Origin of the sequence: Ideonella sp. (assembly GCF_041918995.1) — a bacterium.
Lineage (GTDB): Bacteria > Pseudomonadota > Gammaproteobacteria > Burkholderiales > Burkholderiaceae_C > Ideonella.
Map to the genome: position 1 here is coordinate 198,494 of NZ_JAYRUN010000004.1, position 14,457 is coordinate 212,950.

Annotated in this window: 11 protein-coding genes; 8 read left to right on the plus strand and 3 right to left on the minus strand. The window is 71.1% G+C overall.

Annotated elements, in window-relative coordinates:
* The first annotated feature begins 87 nt into the window (after positions 1-87).
* The 4 genes from dbpA (at position 88) to ACE3UN_RS05205 (ending at position 5,664) form a co-directional block, all read left to right on the plus strand.
* Positions 88-1,572 carry an ATP-dependent RNA helicase DbpA gene (dbpA, locus tag ACE3UN_RS05190; protein WP_374673852.1) on the plus strand — a complete coding sequence of 495 codons (1,485 nt, stop codon included), beginning with the start codon at positions 88-90 and terminating at the stop codon, positions 1,570-1,572.
* Complete coding sequence (locus ACE3UN_RS05195; protein ID WP_374673853.1) at positions 1,569-2,843, plus strand: DEAD/DEAH box helicase; 1,275 nt, start codon at positions 1,569-1,571, stop codon at positions 2,841-2,843. Before dbpA ends, ACE3UN_RS05195 begins: the two co-directional genes overlap by 4 nt.
* A 179-nt stretch (positions 2,844-3,022) precedes the next feature.
* Positions 3,023-3,583 carry an NADPH-dependent FMN reductase gene (locus ACE3UN_RS05200; protein WP_374673854.1) on the plus strand — a complete coding sequence of 187 codons (561 nt, stop codon included), beginning with the start codon at positions 3,023-3,025 and terminating at the stop codon, positions 3,581-3,583.
* Positions 3,584-3,819: 236 nt separating this feature from the next.
* Positions 3,820-5,664: an ATP-dependent endonuclease gene (locus ACE3UN_RS05205; RefSeq protein WP_374673914.1), complete on the plus strand. Its 1,845-nt coding sequence runs from the start codon at positions 3,820-3,822 to the stop codon at positions 5,662-5,664.
* Positions 5,665-6,149: 485 nt separating this feature from the next.
* On the opposite strand, the gene ACE3UN_RS05210 is transcribed toward ACE3UN_RS05205, so the two are convergent.
* Positions 6,150-8,558 (minus strand): catalase, encoded by a 2,409-nt coding sequence (locus tag ACE3UN_RS05210; protein ID WP_374673855.1) that lies wholly within the window; start codon positions 8,556-8,558, stop codon positions 6,150-6,152.
* Positions 8,559-8,669: 111 nt separating this feature from the next.
* On the minus strand, positions 8,670-9,596 hold the full coding sequence (locus ACE3UN_RS05215; protein ID WP_374673856.1) for a helix-turn-helix domain-containing protein: 927 nt from the start codon (positions 9,594-9,596) through the stop codon (positions 8,670-8,672).
* 186 nt (positions 9,597-9,782) lie between these two features.
* On the opposite strand from ACE3UN_RS05215, the gene ACE3UN_RS05220 reads away from it, so the two are divergent.
* From ACE3UN_RS05220 to ACE3UN_RS05235, 4 genes are all read left to right on the plus strand, one after another.
* Positions 9,783-11,078, plus strand: coding sequence for a cytochrome P450 (locus ACE3UN_RS05220; protein ID WP_374673915.1), 1,296 nt, complete (start codon positions 9,783-9,785; stop codon positions 11,076-11,078).
* A gap of 5 nt (positions 11,079-11,083) precedes the next feature.
* Complete coding sequence (locus ACE3UN_RS05225) at positions 11,084-11,470, plus strand: hypothetical protein (protein ID WP_374673857.1); 387 nt, start codon at positions 11,084-11,086, stop codon at positions 11,468-11,470.
* Between the two features lie 91 nt (positions 11,471-11,561).
* Positions 11,562-11,924 (plus strand): hypothetical protein, encoded by a 363-nt coding sequence (locus ACE3UN_RS05230; protein ID WP_374673858.1) that lies wholly within the window; start codon positions 11,562-11,564, stop codon positions 11,922-11,924.
* Entirely contained in the window at positions 11,851-12,669 is an 819-nt protein-coding gene (locus tag ACE3UN_RS05235) for a hypothetical protein (protein WP_374673859.1), read from the plus strand. Before ACE3UN_RS05230 ends, ACE3UN_RS05235 begins: the two co-directional genes overlap by 74 nt.
* A gap of 21 nt (positions 12,670-12,690) precedes the next feature.
* Here the strand turns inward: ACE3UN_RS05235 and ACE3UN_RS05240 are convergent, their stop codons facing one another.
* Entirely contained in the window at positions 12,691-14,451 is a 1,761-nt protein-coding gene (locus tag ACE3UN_RS05240) for a diguanylate cyclase (protein WP_374673860.1), read from the minus strand.
* Positions 14,452-14,457 lie beyond the last annotated feature (6 nt).

Genomic DNA, 14,457 nt, shown 5'->3' on the forward strand with positions numbered 1-14,457 from the left:
TTGGACGCCGCGCAAGCGCGCCGCAGCGAAAGCGCCGCGCCGTGAAGTCCGCCACGTGGTTACCCGCGGTTGCACCGACAATCGCGCATGACCGTTTCCCCTGCCGCCGCGCCCGCCCCGGGCGCCGCCCCCACGCCGTCCCCTGCCGCTGCCCCCACCGCCGCCCCGGCGCAGCCCGCCACCAGCGGCCCGGCCTTTTCCACGCTGCCGCTGGCGCCCCATGTGCTGGCCAACCTGCAGCAGCTCGGCTACGAGCGCATGACCGCCATCCAGGCCGCCAGCCTGCCGCTGGCCCTGGCCGGCCAGGACCTGATCGCCCAGGCGCGCACGGGCAGCGGCAAGACCGCCGCCTTCGCGCTGCCCCTGCTGGCCAACCTGAATGCCCGGCGCTTTGCCGTGCAGGCCATGGTGCTGTGCCCCACGCGCGAGCTGGCCGAGCAGGTGTCGCAGGAAGTGCGCCGCCTGGCCCGCGCCGAGGGCGACATCAAGGTGCTCACGCTGTGCGGCGGCGCCACCTTCGCGCCGCAGGCCACCAGCCTGGCGCATGGCGCCCATGTGGTGGTGGGCACGCCCGGCCGCATCCAGGACCACCTGGAGCGCGGCACGCTGGACGTGCAGGCCCTGAACACCCTGGTGCTGGACGAAGCCGACCGCATGCTCGACATGGGCTTCGCCGAGGACATCGCCGCCATCGTGCGGCACTGCCCGGCCACGGCCAAGCGCCAGACGCTGCTGTTCTCGGCCACCTACCCGGACAACGTGGCCCAGCTCGCCGCGCGCTACCTGCGCGAGCCCAAGGAGGTGCGCCTGGCGGAGAAGAACGAATCCGCCGCCCAGGTGGTGCAGCGCTTCTACGAGGTGGCCGAGGACCAGCGGCTGCACGCCGTGGGCCTGCTGCTGGCGCACTTCCGCCCCGAGCGCACCATTGCCTTTTGCAACACCAAGCAGCAGTGCCGCGACCTGGTGGCCGTGCTGCAGGCGCAGGGCATCGTGGCGCTGGAGCTGCACGGCGACCTGGACCAGCGCGACCGCGACCAGGTGCTGGTGCGCTTTGCCCAGCGCAGCGCCAGCGTGCTGGTGGCCACCGACGTGGCCGCGCGCGGCCTGGACATCGCCGGGCTGGACGCCGTGATCAACGTGGACATCACCCCCGACCCCGAGGTGCACGTGCACCGCGTGGGCCGCACCGGCCGCGCCGGCCAGGTGGGCCAGGCCTTCAGCCTGGCGAGCATGGACGAGATGGGCCGCGTGGGCCGCATCGACGAGCTGCAGGGCCGGCCCAGCCAGTGGCACCCGCTGGCCGAGCTGCAGGCCGCCCCGGGCGCGGCGCCGCTGCGCCCGCCCATGGCCACCCTGCAGCTGCTGGGCGGCCGCAAGGAGAAGATCCGCAAGGGCGACGTGCTGGGCGCCATCACCAAGGATTTCGGCTTCGACGGCGCCGACGTGGGCCGCATCGACGTGAACGACTTCAGCACCTACGTGGCCGTGCGCCGCGAGGTGGCTGACTCGGTGCTCAAGGCCCTGAACACCGGCAAGGTGAAAGGCCGCTCGGTGAAGGCGAGGCGGCTGTGAGGGGCGAGGGCACGGCCACCTTCGACTCGCTCGGCCTGGCGCCCGCGCTGCGCCGCGCCGTGGCTGAGCTGGGCCACACGGCGCCCACCGCCATCCAGGCCGCGGCCGTCCCACCCGCGCTGCAGGGCCGCGACGTGATCGGCTGCGCCCACACCGGGTCGGGCAAGACACTGGCCTTCGGCCTGCCGCTCATGCAGCGCCTGGACCGCTGGCGCCCCGCCTGGCGCCGCACCTACGCGCTGGTGCTCGTGCCCACGCGCGAGCTGGCCATGCAGGTGGGCCGCACGCTGCAGGCCCTGGCCACCCACCTGGCCGAGCCGCCCCGCGTGGCGGTGGTCTTCGGCGGCGTGTCGGTGAACACCCAGATGCTGGGCCTGCGCGGCGGCGCCGAGGTGGTGGTGGCCACCCCCGGCCGCCTGCTGGACCTGGTGGGCCGCAACGCGGTGAAGCTCGACGACGTCGAACTGCTGGTGCTGGACGAGGCCGACCGCCTGCTGGACGAAGGCTTCGCGGATGAGCTGGGGCGCCTCACCGCGCTGCTGCCGCCCCAGCGCCAGGCGCTGTTCTTCTCCGCCACCTTCCCGCCGGCGGTGGAGCAGCTGGCCGGCACGCTGGCCCTGCACGAGCCCGTGCGCGTGGACGCGCCCGACACGGCCGACGGCGGCCGCCCCGACATCACCCAGCGCGCCATCGAGGTGGACGAGCCGAAACGCACCCCCCTGCTGCGCCACCTCATCGGCCAGGCCGACTGGCAGCGCGTGCTCGTCTTCGTGGCCACGCGCTACGCCACCGAACACGTGGCCGACAAGCTGCGCCGCCACGGCATCCCCGCCGCCGCCTTCCACGGCGAGCTGAGCCAGGGCGCCCGCACGCGCGTGCTCAACGAGCTGCAGCGCGGCCAGCTGCGCGTGGTGGTGGCCACCGACATGGCCGCCCGCGGCCTGCACATCGCCGACCTGCCCGTGGTGGTGAACTACGACCTCCCACGCTCCCCCGCCGACCACACCCACCGCATCGGCCGCACCGCCCGCGCCGGCGCCAGCGGCCTGGCCATCAGCTTCATCACCCCCGCCGGCGAGCCGCACTTCCGGCTGATCGAGAAGCGGCAGGGGGCGAGGGTGGCGCGGGAGAGGGTGGAGGGGTTCGAGCCGGTGGGGCCAGGGCAGGGCGCCGAGGGGAGCGCCGCGGTGGGCACCGGTGGGGTGAAGGGGAAGAGGAAGAGCAAGAAGGACAAGCTGCGGGAGGCGGCTTCCAGGGCGGCGCGGCCATGACCCATGGGACGTGAGGCCGTGTTCGGCCCACCTCGACACGCCGGAGAATCTCTTCTGCGGGAGAACGGAAGCAGCGCATCCCACAGTGGCTGCCGTGCCGTCTCCCTCGAAGAGTGCAGGACCGTCAATGTGTGCCTGGCCCCAAGCGCGGGAGCCGCGCACGCCAGCAGAGGAAGCCCATGAACAAGCCCCACGTCGCCGTGATTGTCGGCAGCAACCGCAGGGAATCGATCAACCGACAGCTGGCCGAAGCGCTGGTCGGCCTGATCGGTGATCGCGCCGAAACGTCCTTCGTCCGCATCGATGACCTGCCGATGTACAACCCGGACCTGGAGCCCGAGCGCCCGGAAGCAGTGACCCGGTTCACCCGGGAGGTGAAAGCCGCGGACGCCGTGTTGATCGTGATGCCGGAACACAACCGCTCGCTACCGGCCGTGCTCAAGAACGCGATCGATTGGGGATCCAAGCCCGCGAACGACAACGTCTGGAGCGGCAAGCTGGCGGCGATCACCGGCACCTCGCCGGGTGCCATCGGCACGGCAGTGGGCCAGCAGCACCTGCGGCAGATTCTCGGCATCCTCGGTGCCCTGGTGATGGGCGGCGAGGCGTACCTCACCTACAAGCCGGACCTGATCGAGGACGGCCGCATCACCAACGAGGGAACGCGGATGTTCCTGCAGGCTTACATCGACAAGTTCATGGGCTTGGTGGCGAAACTGAGCGGGGCGACTCAGACCTGAGGCCAGGGCCCTCCGCGGCAACGAGGCGGGTTGCCGCAAGTCCGCCTTCGCGCCGTCGATCGCATTGGCGGAGGTGGTGGAGTCCTGGACCGCTCGATAGCTGCGGATCGCGCGCCGTCTGAGTGCTTCAGACTGAGCGCGGACGCTCAGTCAGCAACGGCGGCTGTTTCCGATACCTACGGTCGCCGACGCGCGCGCGATCAAGACTGGTTGGAAGAGGACCGCGGGACTTGAGTGTGACGAGCCATTCTGCCTCCGCTGGAAGCGGGTTGGTTCCGGATGCGCTATCCTGCGTAAGGGAGGAGCAGGATGTGTATATCACGCGCATAAAGGTTAGGAACTTCCGCTCACTTGTAGACGCGGAGATATTTCCAGCGAACTACACGGTGCTTGTAGGCCCGAATGACTCGGGGAAGAGCAACGTCCTACGAGCCCTCAATCTGTTCTTCAACCAGCAAACCGACGTCGGACAGAGCCTTGTTTTCGACCAAGATTACAGCCAGAAGGCTGTCACTCGGGCGAACAGAGCGAAGCAGATTGAGATCGAGCTGGAATTTAAGCCCCCCGTCAACTACACGGATAATGAGCCGGTAGTTTGGAAGAAGGTGTGGCGCGATGGAGCCGCTGCTCCCTTCTCAGAAGACCTGCGCAAGGTAGGCGGCGGGGAGTTCAGTCCAAGATCTAGGACAGAGTATTGGATTCGGCAGATCGGCTACGAATACGTCCCTGCAATTCGCGGCAAGGAGTTCTTCGCAACTCTAAAGAGGCGATTGCACAACACCCTTGCCGACACCATCGCCCCCCGGTTGGCATCCGCATCTGGGAGCTTTCTCGGGAACATCCGCAAAGAAGTTGGGAATATCGAACAAGAGGCGCGTAGGCTCTTCGATCTCAAGACCGAATTCTCTCTTCCCAATGATCTGGGAAGCCTCTTTGAGATTCTCGATTTGAAGACTGCTGACAAACACGCGGCAACACCTCTTCAGAATCGCGGAGATGGGATCCAAGGTCGCCACATACCAGTCATCCTCCGATTCCTGGCGGAGCAGCGGAAGACCAACTTCGCGCGAGGCAAACCGCCGCCCGAGACGGTCTGGGGGTACGAGGAGCCCGAGAATAATCTTGAACTCGCCAAACAGATGGAGGAGGCTGACGAGTTCTTGCGCTGCTCAAGTTCGATTCAAGTGTTGCTAACCACGCATTCGCCGGCCTTCTACGGAGTGAGCAAGGTGCATGCGCAGGCGAACACTTGGTTCGCCTTGCGTAGCGAGGGCCGCACCGAGTTCCAAAGCTCCGCGACGACGCAGAGTCTGGACGAAGGCCTGGGGCTCATGCCCTTTGTAGAACCGTACCTTCAGAAGGCAGTACAGCAACGCTCGGAGATGCTGGAGCAACTCAAGAAGCTTCACTCGCAGTCACTGCACGTCGACCGGGCCGTCCTCTGTCTTGAAGGGGGTACGGACAAGGAAGTTCTGGAGGCTGCCTGCAAAGCGATCTTTGGAGCCTCTCTGCCCTTCGAGATCGTTGCAAAGCCAGGCCTGGGTGCTGGTGTTGGGTGGGCTGTAGGCTATGCGACAGCGCGTGCCGTTCTCCCAGACCTCAAATCGAAGACGGCTGTCCTCTTCGACGACGACGATGCCGGCAAGGAGTCTCGCCAGACCTTGTCACAGCGATTGAAAGCGGTTGATCGGGCCGAGAGAGTCAAGACCTTCAAAGTCGGGAAAGACAAAGCTGATGATGTTCTTCGCAAAGTTGTCCAGGCTGGCTTCCAGATTTCAATAGCGCTAGAAGAGATCTGTGGAAATGCAGCTTGGGATCACGCAGAGGAAAAGGGCTGGCTGGAGCCGCGGCCAGACGTCGTTAAACAAAACGCCGACAAGATGGGCGCCGAAGATTCCTTCGTTGAACTGGTGGATCGGCGTCTCGCTGACGTGAGTTGCCGGCGCTTAGTTCGAATGCGGGTGTCTGGGGACCGCAAGGGGCAGTTCGCGAAGTTTGTAGCCAAGCAGATCGAAAGTACGGGCACGGTGCCCCCCTCCCTGGAAAAACTGGTCAGATCCATTCATGAGTACTTTTCGTAAGCGGGGCAAGAACTCTGCGGCCCCGAGATGGGATGTCCGCTTTTCGACCTCGTGCCGGCGATTGTGATTCTGCAGGTCAGAGTTGCTCTAGGACCGCATTGCAGTCGAGACCAAGAACTTGGCGTATGGCGGCGACCCGTCGCAGCCGATGCGTGGCGGCCATGCAGGAACGCTCCGACGGGCAGAACCGCCTCCTTCAGAGGTACTTGTGCTGCAAGCGCACCGCGGTGGCCACGAGTTGGGGAGCCGGTGTGTTTGAATGCCGACGAAGCGTGCGCTGCGCTGGACAAGGGCTCGCTTGGCCTCGTGCTCGTATTCCGCGGACTCCGAAGAGCGACAAGTCCTTGGCAGTGCGCGGCTGTGGCCGGTATCCGCATACGAGGGCGTTCCGGAGAACCAGAAATCGGTGCCGTTCCGCCGCGCCCTCGCACGACGTTTCTGATTCTCCGAAACAGGTCAGCGGCAACCGGTTGCCGCCGAACCCCTCACACCACCGGCGGCTCCGTCTCCCGCTGCCAGAACCGGTGCCGCGCCACCGCCGCGGTGAACGCCGCCAGCGCCGGCTCCAGCCCCTGGCCGTCGTCGCGCACCAGGGCGTCGTCCTCGTCCTCCAGCGATATGCCGGCGGCTTGCAGCAGGGCGACGCCGTCGCCCAGCACCAGCAGGGCCTTGCAGTGGCGGTACTGCTGCTGCACGAATTCCACCGCGCGGCCGTCGGCCATCAGGCCGTCGGCGGCGCCGGGGGCCACCACGGCGGCGTCGAAGAGCACGGGGGGTGAGTTCTCCAGCGAGGCGTCGGCTTCCAGGGCGTCGCCGGCGGCGGTGGCCACGGGGCCGATGCGGCTGGCCACCACGCGGGGCACGGCGCCTTCGCGCAGCAGGGCGGCCTGCAGGGCGGCCACGGCGTCGCCGTCCACGCCGGGGCCCACCAGCAGGGCGATCTGGCGGGTGCGGATGCCGCCTTCGCCCGGGTGGGCGAAGAGCGACAGGGCGGGTGACTGCGCCACCTCGGGCTCGGGCGGCGCGTCGATGGCGCGCGGCATGGGCGGCGGCAGTTCCATGCCCAGGCCGGCGGCCACTTCGGCGGCCAGTTCCTCACTGGCGTTGCGCAGCGAGGCCAGCATGCGCTGGCGGATGGCCGGCACGGTGAGCTTGCTCAGCTCGAAGCGGAAGGCGCCGGCGATGTGCGCCTGCTCGATGGGCGTCTGGCTCTCGTAGAACAGCCGCGCCTGGGCGTAGTGCTCGGCGAACTTCTCGGGCTTGCCGCGCAGCTTGTCCTCGGCCACGGGCTGGGGAAAGGACACGAAGCCGGTGGCGGCGCCGGCCTGGAAGGGGCAGCCGCCGGCCAGCGAGTTGGGCTCGTAGTTCACGCGGCCGCGGTGGATGGCCTGGCGGTGGAAGCCGTCGCGCTGGTTGTTGTGCACGGGCGCCACCGGCGCGTTGATGGGGATCTCGTGGAAGTTGGGGCCGCCCAGGCGGGTGATCTGGGTGTCCACGTAGGAGTGGATGCGCCCGGCCAGCAGCGGGTCGTTGCTGAAGTCGATGCCCGGGATGACGTGCGCGGCGCAGAAGGCCACCTGCTCGGTCTCGGCGAAGAAGTTGTCGGGGTTGCGGTCCAGCACCATGCGGCCCACGGGGATGAGCGGCACCAGCTCTTCGGGCACGATCTTGGTGGCGTCCAGGATGTCGAAGCTGAAGGCCTCGGCCTGCGCCTCGGTGAAGACCTGCAAGCCCAGCTCCCACTCGGGGTATTCGCCCGCGTCGATGGCCTCCCAGAGGTCGCGGCGGTGGAAGTCGGGGTCGGCGCCGCTGATCTTGACGGCCTCGTCCCACATCAGCGAGTGGGTGCCCAGCTTGGGCGTCCAGTGGAACTTGCAGAACACCGATTCGCCCTGCGCGTTCACGAGGCGGAAGGTGTGCACGCCGAAGCCCTGCATCATGCGGTAGCTGCGCGGGATGGCGCGGTCGCTCATCACCCACATCAGCATGTGGGTGGATTCGGGCATCAACGAGACGAAGTCCCAGAAGGTGTCGTGCGCCGACGCGGCCTGGGGCAAGGCGTGGTGCGGCTCGGGCTTCACCGCGTGCACGAGGTCGGGGAACTTCATCGCGTCCTGGATGAAGAACACCGGGATGTTGTTGCCCACCAGGTCCCAGTTGCCCTCGTCGGTGTAGAACTTGACGGCGAAGCCGCGCACGTCGCGCGCGGTGTCGAAGCTGCCGCGCTCGCCCTGCACGGTGGAAAAGCGCACGAACACGGGGGTGCGCTTGCCCTCGGCCTGGAAGGGCGCGGCGCGGGTCAGCTCGGGCACGGCGCGGGTGCACTCGAAGTAGCCGTGGGCGCCGGAGCCGCGCGCATGCACGATGCGCTCGGGGATGCGCTCGTGGTCGAAGTGGGTGATCTTCTCGCGGAGGATGAAGTCCTCCAGCAGCGTGGGCCCGCGCAGGCCGGCCTTGAGCGAATTCTGGTTGTCGGCGATGCGCACGCCCTGGTTGGTGGTAAGCACCTGGCCGGTCGAATCCGCGCGCACGCGGTCCAGCGGCGCGATGGTGGCGTTCACGCCCAGGGCCGGCTCGCCCGAGCCCACCTTGTCCGAGGCGTTCTGCTCGCTCAGCGTGCTGCCGGTGGCGGGCAGGCTGTTGGTGTCCAGGTGCTGGCCTTCGGGCGGGTTGACGGCGTTGGCGCGGCCGTGCTCGGCGGCCTTGTTGGCGTTGTGCGGCATGCCGCCGGCCAGGGCCTGGGCGTCTTCACTGCGCGCGGCGGGCAGGTCACCGGCGGGGCCGGGTGCGGCATGGGCGGGTGCGCCCACGGTCTTGCGGGCGGCGGCCTGGGTGGCGGTGGCGCGGCGGCCCGCCGTGGGGCGGCCGCCGGCGGGCGGGGTGGTCTTGGGCATGGGCGGGGCTCCGGGTGGTCGGGCGCCGGTGGTGGCGCCGGGGCCTGCATGGCAAACCCCGCGCCCGCCGGCGGCATCACCCGCTTCAGCGGCGCCCGCCGGCGCGCTCGCTCACACCCACAGCCGGTAGAGCCAGAAGGACTCGTCCTCGACGAAACGCTGGGCGAACTCGCCGGGGGTGAAGCCGGTGATGCGGCGCGCCGTGCGTACCAGATGCGCCTGGTCGGCGAAGCCCTCCTCCTGCGCCAGGCCGGCCCAGTCGAAGGGCAGGCCGGCGGCGTGGCGCTCACGCGCGGCGAAGAACACGCCCTCGGTGCGCACCAGCGCCTGCCAGTCGCGCAGCGAGCGGCCGCTGTGCGCCTTGATGCGCCGCTCCACCTGGCGCGGGCTGTGGGTGCGGCGCCATTCGTGTGCCTGCCAGGCGAGCCGGTCCACCCAGTGGCGGCCCAGCTGGCGCAGCGACGGCGCGTCGCCCGTGCGGCCGTGCAGCGCCTGCCAGCGCGGCGCCAGGTGCTGCACCAGCGCGGCCAGCGTGGCGTCGTCGTCGGGGGCGGCCAGCAGCGCGTCCAGCAGCGGCGCCCAGGCGTCGCCCAGCACGGCAGGGGCCGGCACGAAGCGGTCCACCAGCGCGGCCGGGTCCAGGCCGAAGAGGCCGCGCGCCACCTCGGCGGTGAAGCACAGCATGCCGCCTCGGCCATTGGCGGGCGCCCAGCTCACCACCGGCTGCGATTGGCTGCCCGAGACAACCACCGGCGCGTCGAACGGCGTCCAGCGCCCGTCGCGCCCCACGAGGCCATAGGGCACGCCGCCGTGGTACCACGACAGGCCCAGCAGCGGCGAGGCGGGGAAGTGCGACAGCCGCTGGGCGTCGTCCAGGCCGAGCGGGCGGTTGTCGCGGCAGAGGATGGCCACCAGCGCCCCCTGCAGGGCCGGCGGCGCGCGGTGCAGCCGGTCGGCCGGCGGCAGGCCGGGCACGGGCTGGGCCCGCGGCGCGCGTGTCAGCGGGTCGGGGCAGGGCAGGGGCGGGCGGTCCGACATGGGGGCAGTGTAGGCAGCGCGGGCCGCATGTCGTTTGCGTTCAAGACGGCGCGCGGCGGCGGGCCCAGCATGGCGGCCATGGCACACACCACCACGAGCCCCCCTTCCGGCGCTCCCTCCAGCACGCCCGGCACCCTCTGGCCGCCCGGCCCCCGCGCCTTCACCGGCTGGAGCCATCTGCGCGCCATGTCGCGCGATCTGCTGGGCGCCGTGCAGCGCTGGCAGCAGGCCCACGGCGACGTGGTGCACCTGCGCATCTGGCCCGAGCACGAGGTGGTGGTGATGGACCCGGCGCTGGCGCGCGAGCTGCTGGTGAACCACCACGACGCGCTGCAGCGCTGGGAGCGCGGGCTGCAGGTGTTCGCCCAGGTGCACGGGCGCAGCGTGCTGGTGGCCGAGGGCGAGCCCTGGCAGCGCCAGCGCCATGCGCTGCAGCCGGCGTTCGCACCCAAGGCCGTGCAGGCCTTCGTGCCCACCATCGCCGGGGCGGCGGCCGACGCGCTGCGCGCCTGGCCGGCACGCCATGTGCGCTACCCGGTGGAAAGCGCCATCACCTCGCTGGCCATGGACGTGATCATGCGGCTGCTGTTCTCCAGCCGCATCGGCGCCGACGCGCGCGCCGCGGAACAGGCGGTGCACACCATCGGGGTGGTGGCCGACCAGGAGATGTACTGGCCCGCGAGCTGGCCCGACAGCATGCCGTGGAAGCGGCCCAAGCGCGAGGCGCTGGCCACGCTGCGCGGGCTCATCGACCGGCAGGTGCAGGCGCGCCGCGCGATGGCCGCCGCCGACTGGCCCGACGACCTGCTCAGCCGCCTGCTGCGCTTGCAGCAGGATCACCCCGGCGTGTGGACCGACACCACCGTGCGCGACGAGTGCATGACCACCTTCCTGGCCGGCCACGAGACGCTGGCCGCCACGCTCACCTGGTGGGCGGCCTGCCTGGCGGCGCACCCGGCCGCGCAGCAGCGCGCGGCCGAGGAGGTGGCCGCGCGCCTGCAGGGCCGGGCACCCGACGCGCAGGACATCGACGCGCTGCCCTGGCTGCGCCAGACGCTGCAGGAGACGCTGCGCATGTACCCGGCCGCGCCGGTGCTGTTCAGCCGGCGCAGCACCCGGGCCATCCCGCTCGGGCCGTGGCAGCTGCCGGCGCGCACGCTGTTCCTGGTGCCCGTGCACCGCCTGCACCACGACCCGCGGGTGTTCGCCGAGCCACAGGCCTTCCGGCCCGAGCGCTTCGGCCCCGACGCGCCGCCCCTGCCGCGCGGCGCCTGGCTCCCCTTCGGCGTGGGCCCGCGCGTGTGCCTGGGCCAGCATCTGGCCATGGCCGAGATGACCGTGGTCGCCGCGATGCTGCTGCAGCGCTTCCGCCTGGCGCCCGCCGACGGCGAGCCGGCGCCGCGGCCGGTGATGCACGTGACGCTGCGGCCCGAGCGGCCGCTGCATCTGCAGCTGCTGCCGCCGCCGGGCGGGCGGGGGTGAGCGACATGCCCACCCTCTACCTGGCCGCGGCCGTCATCGCCGTGCTCACGGGCGTGGTGCACTCGGTGCTGGGCGAGTGGCTCATCTTCCGGCACCTGCGCGATGGCGGGCTGGTGCCGCGCCGAGGCGCCCCCCCGCTGCGTGAGCGCCACGTCCGCATCCTCTGGGCCACCTGGCACCTGGCCACGGTGTTCGGGTGGGCGTTCGCGCGGGTGTTGCTGCGGATGGGCATGGGCCAGCCGCTGTCGGTGCGGCTGGTGTCGGGCGCCATGGTGTCCGCCTACCTGGGTGGCGCCGTGCTCGTGCTCGTGGGCACGCGAGGCAGGCACCCGGGCTGGGTGGCGCTGGGCGCCGTGGCGGCGCTCACCGCCGCTGCCGCTGCCAGCACATAGCAAGCGAGGTACCCGCATGACCCGTTAGGCAGGGGGTGGCGGCGGCATGGGTGGCGTCCCAGACTGGCGCCGCACTTCCAAGGAGCTCACCATGCCACGCACCTCACCTCGCCTCGTCCTGGCGGCCGTCCGCGCCGCCGCCCGTGCCTTGTGGCGGGCGGCCCGGGCCGCCGTCCTGCCGGGCGCCGTGGCGGCGCTTGCGGGGGCGCCCGCCGTGGCCGCCCCGCCGGTGTTCGCCATCACCTCGATCGCCGAAGGCTGCCTGGCGCGCTTTCTCAACGACAAGGCGCAGACGGTCGTGGTCTGCGGCGAGGAGTACCTCTGGACGCCTGGCGAGGGCATGAAGCCGATCGCCGACCCCCCGGTTCTCGAACGAGTGGATGACCACGCACGCGCTGAACAACCACGGCGTGGTCACCGGCATGCTGGAAACCCGCTTCGGCCCACCCCCTGACCACCCCACGCATTCCTTCGTCGGGCCCGCCGGGGGGCCGATGCAGCGCATCAGCCACTGGGATCAACACATCCTTGCCTTCGGGCTGAACGATGCGGGCGTGGTGGTCGGGCAGGCCTGGAAGCAGGAGGGCACCGAGGTCATCAGCCACGCTTTCCGCTGGACGGGCGACACGCCGGCGCTGTCGCCCGGCGCACGCGAGTCCGCCGCCTTCCACATCAATGCCCGTGGGGAGATCGTGGGCCAGCGCTACATCGGCGACGGCAGCGCCCGCGCAGTCAAGCGGGGGGTGGGCGGCCGCGTGCAGCCGCTCGTGCCGACGATGAGCAGCTCGTATGGGGCCAGCCTCAACCACCGGGGCGATGTGGTGGGTGAGGTCACCGTGCCTGGCCAGGGCGTGAAGCGGGCGTTCGTCGCCTGGCACAACCAGCCGCCGCTGTTCATCGACCGACGGGACGACCCCCGAGCGACCAGCGTGGCCCTGGGCGTGAACGACCGCCGGCAGGTGGTGGGCAAGATGACCTGGGCCCCCGACCACGCGGAGGAGCCCTTCTACTGGGACGAGCAGCTGGCCGGGCCCGTCAAGCTGATGGATCTGCTCGACCCGGACGACCCGCTGCGCACACGCATCGTGAGCCTGTCGTCCCCACTGGCCATCAACAACGCCGGCCAGGTGCTGGCCCATGCCAGGGACGCGAACGGCGTCGTTCTGCCGGTGCTGCTGACGCCCCTGGCGGGCCGCTGAGCGCCGTTCAGCGCGCGGCGCTCAGGCGTCCAGGGCAGCCGGCACCGTGGTGCCCGTCCAGCCTGGCGTGAACGGGTCGGCGGCCTGGTGGCCCTCGTCCAGCTCCACCCGGTTGCGCCCGGCTTCCTTGGCGCGGTACAGCGCCGCGTCGGCGCGGGCCAGCAGGGCGGCCGCGCCGATGCGGCCATCTTCGGCCACGGCGGCGCCCACGCTGATGGTGCACGAGGTGACACCGGGCAGCCGCAGCGCCGCCACGGCGTGCCGGATCTTCTCGGCCACCACGCGGGCGCCTTGCGGGCCCGTCTCGGGCAGCAGCACCACGAACTCCTCGCCGCCGAATCGGGCGGCGCTGTCGCTGTCGCGCACGCTGCGCCGCAGCACCTGGGCCACGGCCTGCAGCACCACGTCCCCGGTGGCGTGGCCGAAGCGGTCGTTGATGCGCTTGAAGTGGTCCACGTCGCACAGCAGCACGCCCATCGGGCGGCGGTGGCGCCGGTGCTGGCTGAGCAGGCGCTCCAGCAGCTCGTCGGCCCAGCGGCGGTTGTGCAGGCCGGTGAGCGCGTCCTCGTGGGCCAGGGTGGACAGGTGCCGGTTGGCCGCGGCCAGCTCGCCGTTCACCCGGGCCAGCTCCTGCGTGCGCTCGGCCACGCGCTGTTCCAGGTGGGCGTTGGCGCCCTGCAGCGCCTGCTCGCGGTCCACCAGGTGCTCGGTCATGCGCCGCAGCGCGGTGGAGAGCTGCTCCAGCTCGGCGTTCTGGCGGCTGAGCGGCAGCCGCACGCCGCGCTCGCCGGCGTCGATGCGGCGGGCCGCGTCGGCCATGCGCACCAGCGGCCGGCTCACCCAGGCGGCGCCCAGCCAGGCCAGGGTCATCGCGGCCGCCAGCACCGCGGCACCGCAGGCCCAGGCGGTCAGGCGGGCCTGCTCGGCGCCGGCCAGCGCCTGCGCCTGCGGCTGACGCACCACCACCGTCCAGCCCAGGTCCGGCGTGCCGGGCCGGGCCGGCAGCGTGCTGGCCACGGAGAGGTAGGGCACGCCGTCGGACCAGGGCAGCAGCTGCGCCTTGGCCGCGAGGCCCTCGCGCGGCGGCGGCCGCGCGGCCACGGCGTCGGCCCCCGGGGGCTGGTGGATCACGTCCCCCTGGCGGTCCAGGATGTAGACCAGCACGCCGGCGTCGCGCGCGTCCTGCGAGCGCAGGCGACTGATCACGTCACGCACCCAGTGCCAGTCCACGTGCACGCCCAGCACGCCGGCCACCTGGCCATCGGCGGTGGGCAGGGGGGCGGCCAGGTCCACGAAGCGCAGGGGGTCGCCGCCGGCGGGCGGGGGCAGCAGGCTGGACAGCAGCTTGGCGGCGTGCACGTCGCCCAGGGTGGGGGCACGCAGGCCTTGCTGGAACCATGGGCGCATCGACACATCGGCGCCCACCAGCAGGTCCTGGCTGGCCGCGGTGACGCGGCCGTGGGTATCCACCACGCCGATCCACGCGTAGTACGGGCGGCCGGCACGCAGGCGCTCGATCTCGGCCCGCCACACTTGGGCGTCCGTGCCCACGCGCACCGCCTCGGGCGAGCTGGCCAGCAGGCGCACCTCGCGCAGCCGCTCGTGCAGGCCGTCCGCGAGCGACAGGGCCACGGCGCCCGCGATGGCGTCCAGGGCGTCCGCGCGGGCGGCCAGCTGCTGCTGGGCCAGCATGCGTGCCAGCGGAATGGTCACCGCCGCCGCCACGGCCAGGGCCAGGCAGGCGAACGCAAGGGTGAGCTGGAGGCGGAAGGCGCGGAACATGCGCGG